Source organism: Caballeronia sp. GAWG1-1, from assembly GCF_023631465.1.
Classification (GTDB): Bacteria; Pseudomonadota; Gammaproteobacteria; order Burkholderiales; family Burkholderiaceae; genus Caballeronia.
The window spans coordinates 39593-52972 of record NZ_JALQDB010000001.1; the positions used below are offsets into that span (position 1 = coordinate 39593).

At 55.4% G+C, this 13380-nt stretch carries 13 protein-coding genes; 10 read left to right on the forward strand and 3 right to left on the reverse strand.

Annotated elements, in window-relative coordinates; translation table 11 throughout:
- Window positions 1-109: 109 nt before the first annotated feature.
- Genes NCT03_RS00165 through NCT03_RS00185 form a run of 5 tightly spaced genes read left to right on the forward strand, consistent with a single transcriptional unit; the run spans window position 110 to window position 7460 of the window.
- Entirely contained in the window at window positions 110-2239 is a 2130-nt protein-coding gene (locus NCT03_RS00165) for a DEAD/DEAH box helicase family protein (RefSeq protein WP_250491622.1), read from the forward strand.
- Window positions 2232-2432 carry a hypothetical protein gene (locus NCT03_RS00170; protein ID WP_250491623.1) on the forward strand — a complete coding sequence of 67 codons (201 nt, stop codon included), beginning with the start codon at window positions 2232-2234 and terminating at the stop codon, window positions 2430-2432. The genes NCT03_RS00165 and NCT03_RS00170 overlap by 8 nt, the downstream gene beginning before the upstream one ends.
- Before the next feature lie 3 nt (window positions 2433-2435).
- On the forward strand, window positions 2436-4421 hold the full coding sequence (locus tag NCT03_RS00175) for an AAA family ATPase (protein WP_250491624.1): 1986 nt from the start codon (window positions 2436-2438) through the stop codon (window positions 4419-4421).
- Complete coding sequence (locus tag NCT03_RS00180; protein ID WP_250491625.1) at window positions 4418-4786, forward strand: hypothetical protein; 369 nt, start codon at window positions 4418-4420, stop codon at window positions 4784-4786. Before NCT03_RS00175 ends, NCT03_RS00180 begins: the two co-directional genes overlap by 4 nt.
- Entirely contained in the window at window positions 4740-7460 is a 2721-nt protein-coding gene (locus tag NCT03_RS00185) for a DNA-directed RNA polymerase subunit alpha C-terminal domain-containing protein (protein ID WP_250491626.1), read from the forward strand. Before NCT03_RS00180 ends, NCT03_RS00185 begins: the two co-directional genes overlap by 47 nt.
- 466 nt (window positions 7461-7926) lie before the next feature.
- On the opposite strand, the gene NCT03_RS00190 is transcribed toward NCT03_RS00185, so the two are convergent.
- Window positions 7927-8478, reverse strand: coding sequence for a YaeQ family protein (locus NCT03_RS00190; RefSeq protein WP_250462431.1), 552 nt, complete (start codon window positions 8476-8478; stop codon window positions 7927-7929).
- Between NCT03_RS00190 and NCT03_RS00195 the strand changes: the two genes are divergently transcribed.
- Window positions 8477-8716 carry a hypothetical protein gene (locus NCT03_RS00195; protein ID WP_250491627.1) on the forward strand — a complete coding sequence of 80 codons (240 nt, stop codon included), beginning with the start codon at window positions 8477-8479 and terminating at the stop codon, window positions 8714-8716. The genes NCT03_RS00190 and NCT03_RS00195 overlap by 2 nt on opposite strands.
- A gap of 4 nt (window positions 8717-8720) precedes the next feature.
- Here NCT03_RS00195 and sap1 read toward each other — a convergent pair whose 3' ends face one another.
- Entirely contained in the window at window positions 8721-9074 is a 354-nt protein-coding gene (sap1, locus tag NCT03_RS00200) for a surface attachment protein Sap1 (protein ID WP_250491628.1), read from the reverse strand.
- 402 nt (window positions 9075-9476) lie between these two features.
- Here sap1 and NCT03_RS00205 point away from each other — a divergent pair, with 402 nt between their 5' ends.
- Both NCT03_RS00205 and NCT03_RS00210 read left to right on the forward strand, forming a co-directional pair.
- Window positions 9477-10103 (forward strand): LysE family translocator, encoded by a 627-nt coding sequence (locus NCT03_RS00205; RefSeq protein WP_250491629.1) that lies wholly within the window; start codon window positions 9477-9479, stop codon window positions 10101-10103.
- A complete protein-coding gene (locus tag NCT03_RS00210) occupies window positions 10100-10576 on the forward strand; it encodes an SgcJ/EcaC family oxidoreductase (protein WP_244826703.1) in 477 nt (158 codons plus the stop codon). The genes NCT03_RS00205 and NCT03_RS00210 overlap by 4 nt, the downstream gene beginning before the upstream one ends.
- A gap of 1 nt (window position 10577) precedes the next feature.
- On the opposite strand, the gene mnmE is transcribed toward NCT03_RS00210, so the two are convergent.
- The gene (gene mnmE, locus NCT03_RS00215) at window positions 10578-11966 is read right to left on the reverse strand and encodes a tRNA uridine-5-carboxymethylaminomethyl(34) synthesis GTPase MnmE (protein ID WP_250491630.1); all 1389 of its coding nucleotides are present in this window, start codon (window positions 11964-11966) and stop codon (window positions 10578-10580) included.
- Between the two features lie 306 nt (window positions 11967-12272).
- On the opposite strand from mnmE, the gene NCT03_RS00220 reads away from it, so the two are divergent.
- Both NCT03_RS00220 and NCT03_RS00225 read left to right on the forward strand, forming a co-directional pair.
- Window positions 12273-12689, forward strand: coding sequence for a transcriptional regulator (locus tag NCT03_RS00220; protein WP_250491631.1), 417 nt, complete (start codon window positions 12273-12275; stop codon window positions 12687-12689).
- 190 nt (window positions 12690-12879) lie between these two features.
- Window positions 12880-13338 carry a hypothetical protein gene (locus NCT03_RS00225; RefSeq protein ID WP_250491632.1) on the forward strand — a complete coding sequence of 153 codons (459 nt, stop codon included), beginning with the start codon at window positions 12880-12882 and terminating at the stop codon, window positions 13336-13338.
- The last annotated feature ends 42 nt before the right edge of the window (window positions 13339-13380 follow it).

Below are 13380 nucleotides of genomic sequence, written 5' to 3' on the forward strand. Positions count from 1 at the left end.
CCGCGGGGAGGCGAACTGGGGAGTACGGGGCAAAATTAAAGGTTCCAGTTTCGCGACTTCAGAAAACGATGCAAGATGCCGTAAACATGCCATCGAAGCGAATTAAAAATTGGCGCATCAAAAAAGGGGCCAAATGAAAAGCGGGGCCGCAGCGGGGTTGGGGTTGTCGTCCATTGCGTTTTCTCAGCGTTATCGCACTGGAACATCTGATCCCATCCGCGATTTTTATCATCCGTGTTTGCTGAACTCGGCCTTCTACGATCGAGCGGTCGGCTATTTTCGCTCGTCAATCTATCTCGTCGTCGGACCAGAAACCATCGAGTTTGCGAAACGCGGCGGCAAAATTCGTCTGGTGTGTTCGCCGTCACTGCATCCTGCGGACACAGCGAGCATCGAAGCCGGCTATCGCGATAGAGAGCTAAATTTGAGCGCCGAGTTGGAAGGAGAGCTAGCGCTTCTCATTTCTCAACCGGAGACTAACTATCGAACGCGGGTACTTGCGACACTTGTCGCGACAGGTGTACTCGATATAAAAATTGCAGTCCGCCCGAAAAGCTACGGTCTATATCATGAAAAGATCGGCATCTTCCGAGATCGCTTCGGCAACGCATTGAGTTTCATTGGCTCCGCAAATGAGACTTGGAACGGGTGGGATCCGACTGGAAATTTCGAATCGATCGAAGCCTTTTGTTCATGGAGGGGCTTGGCAGAGGCGGGGCGAGTTCAGCGCCACACCGACGATTTCGAGGCGCTGTGGGGTAAGGTCGCGCCGGACGTGACTGTCGAGGATTTTCCAGAGGCAGTAAGGCGCAAGCTAATCGAAGAGACTCTGCCGTCCTTGTCAGCAATTGAAACCGCCCTCTTTGAGGATTCAATCCCGAAGCGAACAAAGAGCCTTAAGCGTAACGTTTTACCGCATCAAGCTGCGGCCATTTCCGCATGGGAGCAGGCCGGGAGGAAAGGGGTTCTGCAGCACGCTACTGGAAGTGGGAAGACGTTCACCGCGATTTCAGCGATGCGTGCCCATGTCGCCCAGGGGCTGCCAGCCCTAGTATTAGTACCGAGCCGCCTGCTGCTGGCGCAGTGGAACGCGGAAATCTCGGCTGAAATGCCTGAGGCCGCGCGAATGCTCGCCGGTGCGGGCCATAGCTCGTGGCGGCAAGGCACGCGTTTGAGAAGCATTTCAAGCGATGATTGCACCCTTGGGCCACGGGTAATTATTGCGACCATGCAAACCGCGGCCACGGACTCATTTCAATCCCTCCTATGTCATGGTCCGCACTTGATGCTTGCGGCTGATGAGGTTCATCAAATTGGGAGCTCCTTCAATGCAAAGTCTTTATCACTGCGTTGTGGACCTAGGCTAGGTCTGTCAGCGACTCCGGAACGATACGGCGATCCTGAAGGGACAGCCCGCATCTTCGGCTACTTCGGACCGATCCTGCCCCCACCAATAACGCTGCGCGATGCTATCGCCGCCGGGCGCTTGGTTGAATACCAGTACTTCCCTCATCCTGTGCGTCTAACTGCTGACGAGGCCGAGGATTGGAAGGAACTGTCTAAGGCTATCTCCCGCGAGGTTGGCCGTAGCCGAGGCGCGGATGGGGCACACTATCTGAGCGATAAAGCTAAATTATTGCTTATTCAACGGTCACGCATTGCAAAGAAGGCCGCCAACAAAATTGCGCTAGCGGTTAATGTCCTTTCCTCAGAGTTCGAAGAAGGCGCGCGATGGTTGGTTTACTGCGAAGATCTGGAGCAACTGAGGGACGTGCGTGTTGCTTTAAGCGGTGCAGGCTTGGCGTCCACCGAATATCATTCGAACATGCAAGGTGACAAGGAGGGCACGCTTGAGTGGTTCAAAATCTTTGGCGGGATCTTGGTATCCATCAGATGCCTCGACGAAGGTGTGGACATACCCGCAATATCGCATGCGCTCGTGCTCGCTTCCAGTCAAAATCCCCGCCAATTTATACAGCGACGGGGGCGCGTGCTTCGATCTATCACTGGAAAGACTCTCGCTGTGATTCATGATGCAATCGTCGTGCCGGTTTCTGTTAGCGACGAACCCGAACAGCTTGCATTGTTGCGATCGGAATTTGTGCGCGCTTTAGAGTTCGCGCATGATGCTTTTAATGGCGGTGCCGACGCCGAATTGCGAGCGATTGCCGCAGAAATCGGTTTCGATCCGGATGAAAAATCTGAAGAGGGAATAGAGGAAGAGCTTGACGATGACTGACAATAGCCAAGACATGGGGCTAAAAGCCCTCCTAGGAAGTGCAGAGGAGCTCGAGCCAACTTTGTCTCCGGGGCTAATAGAGGCGGCCTACGTTATAGAACGTACTCATCAATTTAATCGTGAGTCGCCAATCGCTTCTCAAGAGCTTGGGAAATTAATAGAAGAATATATTGGCGCAGATGATCAAGGATAAGGCATGAAGCTCCAACGTCTAACAATGAAGAATTTCATGCCCTACAAGGGCACGCAGACCGTAAATTTTCCGGACGACTCCGTAAAAAACGTTATGGTCGTGTTCGGCGACAACATGCGCGGCAAGACGAGCCTCCTGAACGCCATTCGGTGGGCCTTTTACGGCCGGGCGGTCGGTCGTCACTCTAGCGAAATTTCTCTCCACGACTTGCACAACAAAGAAGCGACGCTCGAAGGGAATTGGGAGATGGAAGTTGCGCTTCAGTTCGAAGCCGGCGGCCATAAATATGAATTGAGGCGGCGGAGTACTAAGCGCCCGGTGGTAGCTACGCCTACTCGAAAAGAAGATTTCGAAGTGTTCACTGCGCTTTTGAAAGACGGCATGGCGGTGAACGGCAATCTAGTCGAAGCTGAAATCAATCAATTTGCGCCAGAGCAAGTATCTCGTTTTTTTCTATTTGATGGTGAGCTTTTACAAGAGTACGAGAGTCTCTTGATCGAGGGAAGTGATCAAGGGCGAAATATCAAGGCAGCAATCGAAAAAGTGCTGGGTGTTCCGGCTCTTATCTATGGTCGGGAAGATGTCACAACCCTTTTGCGAGCTGCGCAGCGGCGTCAGAGTAAGGACCTCGCTCAGGTGGCCGGGTTAGAACGGCAGGCAGAACAGCAAGAGCGATATCAGCAGAAGCAAGCTGCGCACGAGGCCGACGTTATCGGTCTCAAGGCTCGATATCAAGATGTCCAAAAGCAGAGGCGTGAGCTAGACGACGATCTTAAGAAAACGGAGGCCGCCCAAAAGGCCCAGGCTCGGATTGATGCGCTTGAATCACGGAAAGACGATATTATCGTTCAGCAAAAGAAGCTTCACGAAGAAAAGCTGGATTTGCTTAAGCTTGCGTGGAAGGATCTGCTCCAGCCGAAAATCAAAATTAAGCTTGATCACTTGCGCGCGGAGCAGAAAAAGATCGCTGACGCCTTAACCGAACGTGCTGCGATGCAAAGTCACATCGCAACGTTAAGTGCGATTTTGTCCGATGCTGCGTGCCCGACTTGCGGATCCCAAGTTCCAGTCGACCGCAAGCAAGCTGCTGGCCGAGAGTTGGGTGAGTTGCAAGGGAAGATAACGGAGTTCGAGGCTAAACATGAGGCCTATGCTCAGGTGACTTCCGAGATTACTTCGCTTGCGAGGTTGGAGAGCGCCCCCGTCGCCGGAAGTATCGCTCGTTTGGACTCGACAATCAGCCAAAACGAAGTGTCGTACACGCGCATCGAAAACGAAATTGAGATGCTTAACCAAGAAGTTGAGGGGTTCGATCCACCTGAGGCGGCACGAAAAAGGGCGTTGCGTGATCAGTTGTTCAAAAACGAAACGCTTATCGAAAATTCAATCTCCACCAAAATCGAAGCATTAGACGAAGTTAAAAAGCAGCTTCAAATCATCGCGCGCACGATAGATGGGATTCCCCAAGCGCGGGCTCAACGAAGCTCGGCTGAAGTGCGGGTTCTGATGCAACTCGAGAGAGTGTTCGGTGACAGCGTCGAGCGTCTTCGGGATTCGCTGCGTTCGAAGGTGGAGGCGAAGGCGACAGAAGCTTTCCGCAAGATGATAAGTCAGGCGTCTTATAAGTCGTTACAAATCAATAAAAACTATGGCCTGACGATTCTGGACGAGAACGGCCGTCCAGTGTCTATCAGATCCGCGGGAGCGGAACAGATCGTTGCTTTGTCATTGATAGACGGGCTTTCTCAGACTGGACGCTCGGTCGGCCCGGTAGTGATGGACACACCGTTCGGACGACTGGACACGAAGCACCGAGACAACATCATTCGATATTTGCCCACTGCGACAACCCAGCTTGTCTTGCTTGTTCACGACGGTGAGATCCGAAAAGATGTCGACCTGGCGGTAATTGCGCCACGGATAGGACGTTCCTATGAAATCAAGGAAATCACTCCGCGACATTCTCAAATCGAAGAGGTACTAGCGTGAGTAATGCTTACGAACCGACTAGCGTAGGTCTTTCCGAGCGCGCAGCGGAACGATTGCGGCATCTGAAGGACAATGGATTCTTCCGTGAGATGATGGATGGATACCGGTTTGCGATAGCACTGGCAATTGGCCAAGGCGTAATTCCGGACGAAATAGTTCCACCGAAGACGACTATCTTTAACATTGGATCGCTGGATCCCGACGGCGAACTACAAGCCATGATCAAAGCACTCTTCGAAACCGGGGATGAGCCTGTGTATCGATGCGCGGAACGTCTGGCCGAATGGGGTGTGAACGAGCTCGGTCGTCGCGCGGACAGTGGTCAAATCGACTTCGCAAAGCTTTTATCCGGTTCTCGCGAATAAGAAAATGCAGACGCTACGTTGCTTCCTGATGGTGTGGCAGGAAGGTCGAGATTGGCAAATAACGATTCACCGCGAGTTGGAGGATCTCGTAGCCACGTGGAATTCGTATCCGCGTGCATTAGACGCAACCGGTGTTATTCATATTGGCTTTTCGCGGCCCGACACTCGCTCGTTTGCTTCTTATGCTGCCGCGCACGAAGGGCGGGTCCTTCTCACAGGGTCCGCCCGATACGGTCTCGGTGGTTTGGGCCGTTGCCTCCCTCAACCTGTCGGCGATGTCGAAGGCATACCGCTGTTTCTGTCATGTGAAGGTTGGGGATACACAATCCCAGTTGAGCCGCTCACCGACACAATGGCAGTGTCACAAAAGTCTTTGTTCCCCGCTGATCAGGTTGAAGCCGAGGCCGGCAGCAAAGAGGAATGGCTGCTGCACTTAGAGCGTCGGATTACGCCTCATTTGACTGGAAAACGCGAGAAGTGGTTGAACGCTATCTTGGCAGAAGACCCAATGTTGGCGGCGGCTGTTGCAGATGCTGGAATATTTGATGACCAATCCTATCAAAGGAAAGAGGCCGGACTGGCGGCAATCCATCGGATTACGCTGGGCGTTCGGCGATTCGAATATCTCACGTCGAGTTTATCGAATGTGGACGCTGGAAGCTTAGCACGCTGCTTACCGCCTTGGTTTATCGAGACTGCAGTGTCAGCCTTGGGGCTGGGAGTGAGGGCCGGAAACTGCCTCCGTGCCGCAGACATTTCGACGGTGGCAGACCTCCGATTCTTCGCACCGGAGGCCTTGCGAAAGCTGCCAAACTTTGGCCGGAAATGTGATAACGAGGTGGCACAAAGGCTTAAGGCATCTTTCGATGCCGACGTGACACTGCGTCTTTCAGAAGCGAATCGTCTCGCGAGGCCAATTGAGGCATCTAGACTTGAGCCGACGAGCCCTAGCTTTGATCCCGTCGCTCCTAGTGCTTATTTCCTAGATGAACTTGCTGCGAGCCTCCCGCGGTTGAAATGGGGGAGGGACGTTGTTCTACGCAGGCGGATGGGCTTGCGTTGTGAAGCTGCAACTTTGCAGGAAATCGCAGAGGACGTCGGGGTGACTAGAGAAAGAATCCGACAAATAGAAAGGGCGGCGAAACTTGAAATTCAACACCTTCCAATATGGAGGCTGCTGGATTCCAACCTATCGATGTCGCTTTCGAAGGCGTTGGAACCGTTGCCCGTTTTAGGTTTGGATGTGGTATTGCCGTGGCTCGATGGAATCGCCGCCAACGCAAAGGTGCTGTCCTATTGCTTCGACAATTTCTTGGATGGTCGATTTCACCTCGTCGAGATCGAGCACATCGAGTATGTGACGCGACTATCTCAGGATGAATGGGATCTTGCTATGCGACAGGCCTCTGAGATCATGGCTGAGGCCGCGAGTAAAAATTGGCCTGTTAGCCAAGCGCAATCCCTCGTGTCCGGGCTCTTGCCTTTCTCAGGATCCGAATTTAGCGAGGAATTGTGGCGTCTCGCTGTGGCGAAGGCGCACACGGCGACAATAGGCGCCGGTGAACCAGTCGTTGTCGCTTATGGAACCTCAATGGAGGCAATGGTTCTTGGGGTACTGTCAGAATCAGAGCGGCCGTTGCACTTTTTGGAGGTGGCTGAGCGGTTGCGTGGACGCGATGGGGGAAATAACCGCGCTCGTTACGTTCATGCCGCTTGTGGAAGATATGCTTTCTTGTACGGGCGTGGCACCTTTGGTCTCCGAAAGCATTTTCCGCTCGATGCGGAAGAAGAAGAAGCCTTGGTCCAAGAGACGCTTGCGATTGTCGGTGAGGGGAAGGCTAAAAGACAATGGCACTGCAATGAATTGGTCGAGCATCTCTATGCAAACGGGGTCGATTGCAACGGCAACTTGGACCCCTATGTGTTGTGCATCGCTTTGCAGAACTCGAACACGCTGACCTATCTGGGCCGCATGGTTTGGGTACACAACAAAGGTCAGCAGATGAGTACGGCCAATCGTATCGACATTCGTCAGGCCATCTTATCGGTTATTCAAAATGCCGGCTGTCCCCTCAGTTATAAGGAGATCAGGGAGCGAATTGTCGCTGAGCGAGGGATCAACGACATCTTCCAAATCTTCGACGGAGGAAACCTTCTCAGACTCGGGTCCGGGCGTTGGGGGCTGCTGGATAGAGATTTGGGACTAAGTGAGGCCGAGATCAGTGAAATCTTGGATCGCCTTGCAACAGAACTCGAGGACCGAGGAATAGGGCTGCACACTTCTGAACTGCTGCCTTATGCCGGCTTGGCCGCTGAGAGGTTCGATTTACTCGGCGGAGGGTCCGTTATGCTCGCCATTGCTACTCGCGATCAGAGGTTCCGCTCGGGCGCCGGACAGTACTTGTATCTTTCGAAGTGGGAAGGGCCGCGAAGATTGTTGCTAGTCGACGCTGTACGAGAGATATTGCTCGGATGCGAAAGGGGGGCATCGATTCAAACCATCGTCGTGAAGGCTTCTGAAATGATGGGGCGAGACATCGCCCGAGACGGGGTCTACGGCGGTCTGCGAAACCTTGGAGCGGTGTGGGCAGAGGATACGGCATGTTGGTCCATTCCTTCGGAGTCGCCAACTGCAGAGGGCGATCTCACCTCAGAACCATCGATCTGCCCGTGATCACGCGGCGGGCAGTAACGCGACTCGGGCCGCTTTGTTTAGGCGTGCCGTCGCCGCAGATTGAACCGAAGCTAGCTGCAGACTGCGCCACCGAGCTACTGGGGTGGCCTAGGCGTCAGCAATTACATTTCGGTGGCAGGGCAAAGCCAAGACGCAATAGCCGAAATTCAGATTGATACACATAAGCGAGTCTTGTCGCCTTTCCGCAACACAGCCTAGATCGATTTGAGCATGTCAACGCGCTGATCTTCGCGTTGGACACGACAATGCAAACGGGGGCATTTTTGGGGGCATTATCATTTTCTCCGCCAAAATAGGCCATATCTGGCAAGCGAAAGCCGGATTTGTTCGATCCTCCTCCTCTCCACCACGAAAAATCAAAAGGCTCAGCCATTCGGCTGAGCCTTTTCGCATTGACGACATCCCACACGTAAACTGCGCGTCGTTCAACCCGCCCGCATCGACATCAAACCGCCGCCCCCTTAAACACCCCCTTCCGAATCATCACCGGATCCACCGTCGCGCTTCCCAACGACGCCTCACCATCCTGCACCGTCATCTGCAGCCGCATCGTCCGTTCGGCCAGCTTGCCAAGCGCCTCGCCGACGCCCTCCTCAAGCGACCACACCGTCACGTTTTGCAGACGCTCGACCTTGCCCTTCACACCTTGCCACCAGATGTCGCTCGTCCTGCCTGCATACGCGATAACCACCACGCGGTCCGCGCGACCGCTCGCTTTCGCGATACGCCGCTCATCCGGCTGGCCAATCTCGATCCACGTCTCGATCTGACCAGTGAGGTCCTTTTGCCAGAGATCGGGTTCATCGGTGTCGGATAGTCCTTTGCAAAACTCCAGTCGTTCGCTCGCGAATAGGCCAAAAGCGGCGACGCGCACCATCATCCGTTCGTCGGTCTCGGAAGGATGACGCGCGATGGTCAGGGAATGGTCGCCGTAATAGTGGCGGTCCATGTCGGCGATCTGAAGGTCCGCCTTGTAGATTGTCGATTTGAGGGCCATGCAACACCAAAAGGCCGGTCGAAAACCGGCAAGGAAAGTAGAAGAGGCGGCGAACAAATACCAAGACACCGCACGCCGACGCTCACGCGACCGACATTGTGCGGTGATTCAGGAACAAATTGGAAGAATAAGATGCGCGCAGCGAGCGTTCGCCGCCACGAAAGATGGCACCATTTTCAACGGCAATGATTTACCTACGCGCATTTATTCGATGCGCGTCGGCCACCATCATTCGTAATTACTCAGAGCCCTTTCTGCTCAATAAACCGGTCGGCAGTCCACATTCCCTGCGTATCGCTATTCGCGGCATTGACGAATTCGATGTCGTGTCCGACTACGCGCAATACGCGAAAATGCGAATCGACCGGCGTCGAAACGCATTCGAAGCCTTCGAAATATTGCTGCATCTTTTGATGCTCGCCAGCTTTCGCATGCTCATCGGCTGAATCGAATTTGTCCTTGGACAGGCAACCATATGAGTTAGGCCGAAATGTGAATGTCTGTTGGGCTTGAACCGCGCTGTCCTGGGCCTGCGCAGCGCAAGCGATAGCGAACGTCCCTACCATTGCAACGAGAAAACTGGCGCGCTTCTTCATTGAGTAGCCTCCAAACGAATTCGTCTCGAAATTAGCTATGTATTTAAAAGCCGCTAAATGCAAAAGCCATGCTAATTGACGTTTGAAAGTTTGCAAGCTCAAGTTGTGTGCGATTGCAACAAGCCGGAATGTCGCACGCTTGCGTTAGTTCGTCAGAACGCAGCGTATTGATATGAAAGGCATTAAAAACCTCTATTTGGAGGAAATTGAAGCGGTTATTACTTGCCAATGGTAGCGATTTATCTCAACACGATTCTTGTGCGGCGCATTACCCGACCAAGAGCGCTTTCCAACCTTCCAAGCAATCGATTCTTCGCCGAGATGTCTAGTTAGCCTTCCGGCCTATTGCGCCGCGCCGCCGTTCATGGATAAATCGATCCCAACGAAATCAGGAGATATCCCATGACGCTCGCTCAGTGGCTGCCGTTCGCTATCGCATCAGCCATTCTTGTTGCAATCCCTGGCCCGACCGTATTGCTGGTCGTGTCCTACGCGCTCGGGCACGGGCGCAAGTACGCGCTCGCGACGACGCTCGGCGTGGCGCTCGGCGACCTCACGTCGATGACGGCTTCCATGCTCGGTCTCGGCGTTTTGCTGGCGGCATCGGCGGAACTGTTCATGGTGGTCAAGTGGGTGGGCGCGGCGTATCTGTTTTACTTGGGCATCAAGTTGTGGCGCGCGCCGGTGATCGACACGGACGCAGTCAAGGCCGGCGACGATCTGCGCACCGGCCGCATCCTGGCCCACGCCTACGCGGTAACCACGCTCAACCCGAAGAGCATCATCTTCTTCGTCGCGTTTCTGCCGCAGTTCATCGATCCCCACGCGGCAAGCGTCTCGCAAATCGCGCTATTCGAGGCAACCTTCGTCGGGCTGGCGGCGGCTAACGCGTTCTTTTACGCGTTGCTCGCATCGGGCGCGCGTCGGGCAATTCGCAAGCCCTCCGTGCAGCGCACGGTGAATCGGACCGGCGGCGCGCTGCTCATGGGCGCCGGCGTCTTCGCGGCTGCATGGAAGAGGGCGACATGACTCAAACCGCATTTGCTGATTGGGCGACTAGCGCGCGCCGCGTATTTTTCGGCTTGCTCGATGACTGGAATCGTCAAGACGCGGCAGCAATGGCCGCGCGTTTCGCCGAGCGCGGCAGTCTAGTTGGATTCGACGGCAGCACGATCGATGGCCGCGCGTGCATCGAAGCGCATCTGCAACCGATTTTCGCGCAGCATCCGACGCCGCTTTTCGTGGCCAAGGTGCGGGAAGTCAGACGCATGGCGAGCGGGCAGACTTTGCTTTTGCGTGCGGTTGCAGGGATGTGGCCACGCGGCACGGCGGCGCTCGATCCGAGTCTGAACGCGATTCAGACCATGGTTCTGTCGATGTGCGACGGGGTGTATCGCGTCGAGCTGTTTCAGAACACGCCGGCCGCGTTTCATGGAAGGCCGGAGGAAAGCGACAAACTGAGCGCCGAGTTGCGGGAGATAGGGAAACCGAAACTCGCTTGAGTTACTTTCCGATGCAGAACCGGCTGAAAATCACGCCCAGTAGATCATCGGAAGTGAACTCACCCGTGATTGCATTGAGATTTTCTTGAGCGAGGCGCAGTTCTTCAGCGAATAAATCAAGCGCCTGTGAGTTCTGATCGGCGTGGGCGGCCGCCAGTGCCAGATGTTCGCGCGCCGCCCGCAACGCGATGAGATGCCGTTCGCGCGCCAAATACACGCTCTCCGCGCCTGCCTGCCATCCGGCAATCTTGAGCAGCATTTCTCGCAAGAGCGCGATACCTTCGCCCGTTTTCGCCGAGAGATTGACTTGGCGCGCGTCGCCGTCCGCGTCTCGGCTTGCGGCTGGTGCGCCCGCCAGGTCCGTTTTGTTCAGCACGCGCACGACCGGCACACCACCGGGGAAACGCGCGGCGATCGCGTCGTCTTCGCTCGTCATCCCGTTGCGGGCGTCGAGCAAATGCAACACGACGTCGGCGCGCTCGATCTCACCCCAAGTCCGCTCGATACCAATTCGCTCGACTTCGTCTTCGGTGTCGCGCAGCCCCGCCGTATCGATGATATGCAGCGGTATGCCTTCCACTTGAATGGTCTGAGCGACCTTGTCGCGCGTGGTGCCGGCAATCGGCGTGACGATAGCGAGCTCCGCGCCGGCCAGCGCGTTCAGCAGCGACGACTTGCCCACGTTCGGCTGCCCGGCCAGCACGACCGATAAGCCTTCGCGCAGCAAGGCGCCCTGTCGTGCATCGGCGAGGACGGTGTTCAAGCGCTCGCGAATGCGCGCGAGCTTGCCGCGCGCGTCCGCTGCTTCCAGGAAGTCGATCTCTTCCTCGGGGAAGTCCAGAGTCGCTTCAACCAGCATCCGCAAATTGATGACGTCTTCGACGAGCGCGTGGATTTCGCGCGAAAACGCGCCTTCGAGCGAGCGGCCCGCGGAGCGCGCGGCGGCTTCCGTGCTGGCCTCGATCAGATCGGCGACGGCTTCGGCCTGTGCGAGATCGAGCTTGTCGTTGAGAAACGCGCGTCGCGTGAATTCACCGGGCTCGGCAAGTCTCAGGCCGAACTCGCGTCCGACGTCGAGCGCGCGTTGCAGCACGAGTTGAAGCACGATCGGGCCGCCGTGACCCTGCAATTCAAGAACATATTCGCCGCTGTATGAGTGCGGCGCGGGAAAGTAGAGCGCGATGCCGCGATCGAGCGCCTCGCCGTTGCCGTCGAGAAACGGCACGTAGCTAGCGTGGCGCGCGTTCAACGATTGGCCGCACAGCGCGAACATCGCGAGGTGCGCGGCGCGCTCACCCGCGCGTCCGAACGACAGCCGCACGACGCCAATCCCGCCGCGTCCGGGCGCGGTGGCGATGGCGACAATCGGATCGGAGTCGTTGCTGAGCATGTGAGGAAAGCAGGGATTTCGGGTGCGGGGATTGTATCGCGCTGAGACGCGTAGCTGCGGACATCACGCCCGTTAGGAAAATTCTTGCCGTATCTCATTTGAGATACGGACGAACGCATGCAACTCGCGCCGTTTTCTACAACAAATTCGTGGCTTAGGCAGCACTGACGGAGGTCTGAGAGCGACGCTTGATTGCTTTTTGGCAGCGATCGGTAACGCTTACGCAAGATAAAACGACGAATATTTCCGCCACTTCTAACGCGATTGGTTGACGCATAGGCAACGGTTGGCTCGCACAATTGCACTATGCCTACACCACAAGAAAAAGCCGATTTCTCCGAGCGGCTTAAGTTCTCGATGACCCGCGCACCTGAGAAGTTGCGCGGCGCGACCGATCTCGCCAAAAAATTCAGTCTCCGTTATCACGGCGAAGCGGTTTCCCCTCAAACGGCGCACAAGTGGCTCACCGGGCGTTCGATTCCGACCATCGACAAGCTGGAAGTATTGGCCGGATGGTTCAAGGTGGAGTTGCACTGGCTGCACTATGGACCGTCGCCGGGCGGTATCGCTCAGGGGACGCCAAAGCCGCTCGTACGGGATGAGCAATACCCGGCGTCCGGGGAAACGCTCGAGCTTGTGTCGAAGATCGAGGCGTTGTCGCCGCATCATCGGTATCTGGTCGAGGAGCTTGTGCAGCAGTTTTACGGGGCGGCGAAGCGGTAAACGTTCGAATTCGTCAGCGCGACAGAATGTTTCAATCGAGTTGGCTAAATCTAGCCTGTACCGGCCATTGTCGCTAAACGCTTGTCCCGCAAGGTTTTCTGCCTTCCCGACAATCAGCTGCCCGTTAAAACTTGAGTTATAAAAGTTTTACCTTGACCACGTCTTGAACAATGTCGCGGACACTGCCGCCATGGTTACCGATCCTGTAAAGCTCGCCTTCGCAAGGCGGTTTCGCGACGCTCTGGTTGAAGAGAGCGCGCGACTTTCCAAAAAGGCGCATTGGCCCGCCGAGACTGCTATTGATTTTGAGAATCTGAGACATGTCCGGCGCCTATTGGATGCCCACGTTCCCATCGCGGAACAAGTATCATCGACAACCGTGAAAAACTGGCTCGATGCCATACACATGCCCAGGCCAAAGCATTTACAAATGCTGTCGAAGGCGCTGAACCGTTCTGTTAATTGGTTGAAGTTCGGAGTAAGCGATTCCTCCTCCAGCTACGTGAACAATTATGCAAATGAACCCGCGGTCTCGTATGGTCAAGGCGCGTTAAATGAAGATCGTCGCTCGAAGCTTCGCAATATCAGATCAATGATCGATCAACTACTGGTCGAAGTCGACAAGTTCGAGGACGAGCTCAAATATTAAGTTCATGAGCCGCCTGTCGAACCAAACAAAAACGCCCGGCAT

Excerpts from the sequence above, each read along its gene's own strand:
- sap1 (WP_250491628.1), bottom strand. The coding sequence starts at position 9,074 with ATGAAGAAGCGCGCCAGTTTTCTCGTTGCAATGGTAGGGACGTTCGCT.
- NCT03_RS00175 (WP_250491624.1), top strand. The coding sequence starts at position 2,436 with ATGAAGCTCCAACGTCTAACAATGAAGAATTTCATGCCCTACAAGGGC.
- mnmE (WP_250491630.1), bottom strand. The coding sequence starts at position 11,966 with ATGCTCAGCAACGACTCCGATCCGATTGTCGCCATCGCCACCGCGCCC.
- NCT03_RS00190 (WP_250462431.1), bottom strand. The coding sequence starts at position 8,478 with ATGGCCCTCAAATCGACAATCTACAAGGCGGACCTTCAGATCGCCGAC.
- NCT03_RS00220 (WP_250491631.1), top strand. The coding sequence starts at position 12,273 with ATGCCTACACCACAAGAAAAAGCCGATTTCTCCGAGCGGCTTAAGTTC.
- NCT03_RS00210 (WP_244826703.1), top strand. The coding sequence starts at position 10,100 with ATGACTCAAACCGCATTTGCTGATTGGGCGACTAGCGCGCGCCGCGTA.
- NCT03_RS00195 (WP_250491627.1), top strand. The coding sequence starts at position 8,477 with ATGCAACACCAAAAGGCCGGTCGAAAACCGGCAAGGAAAGTAGAAGAG.
- NCT03_RS00225 (WP_250491632.1), top strand. The coding sequence starts at position 12,880 with ATGGTTACCGATCCTGTAAAGCTCGCCTTCGCAAGGCGGTTTCGCGAC.
- NCT03_RS00170 (WP_250491623.1), top strand. The coding sequence starts at position 2,232 with ATGACTGACAATAGCCAAGACATGGGGCTAAAAGCCCTCCTAGGAAGT.
- NCT03_RS00205 (WP_250491629.1), top strand. The coding sequence starts at position 9,477 with ATGACGCTCGCTCAGTGGCTGCCGTTCGCTATCGCATCAGCCATTCTT.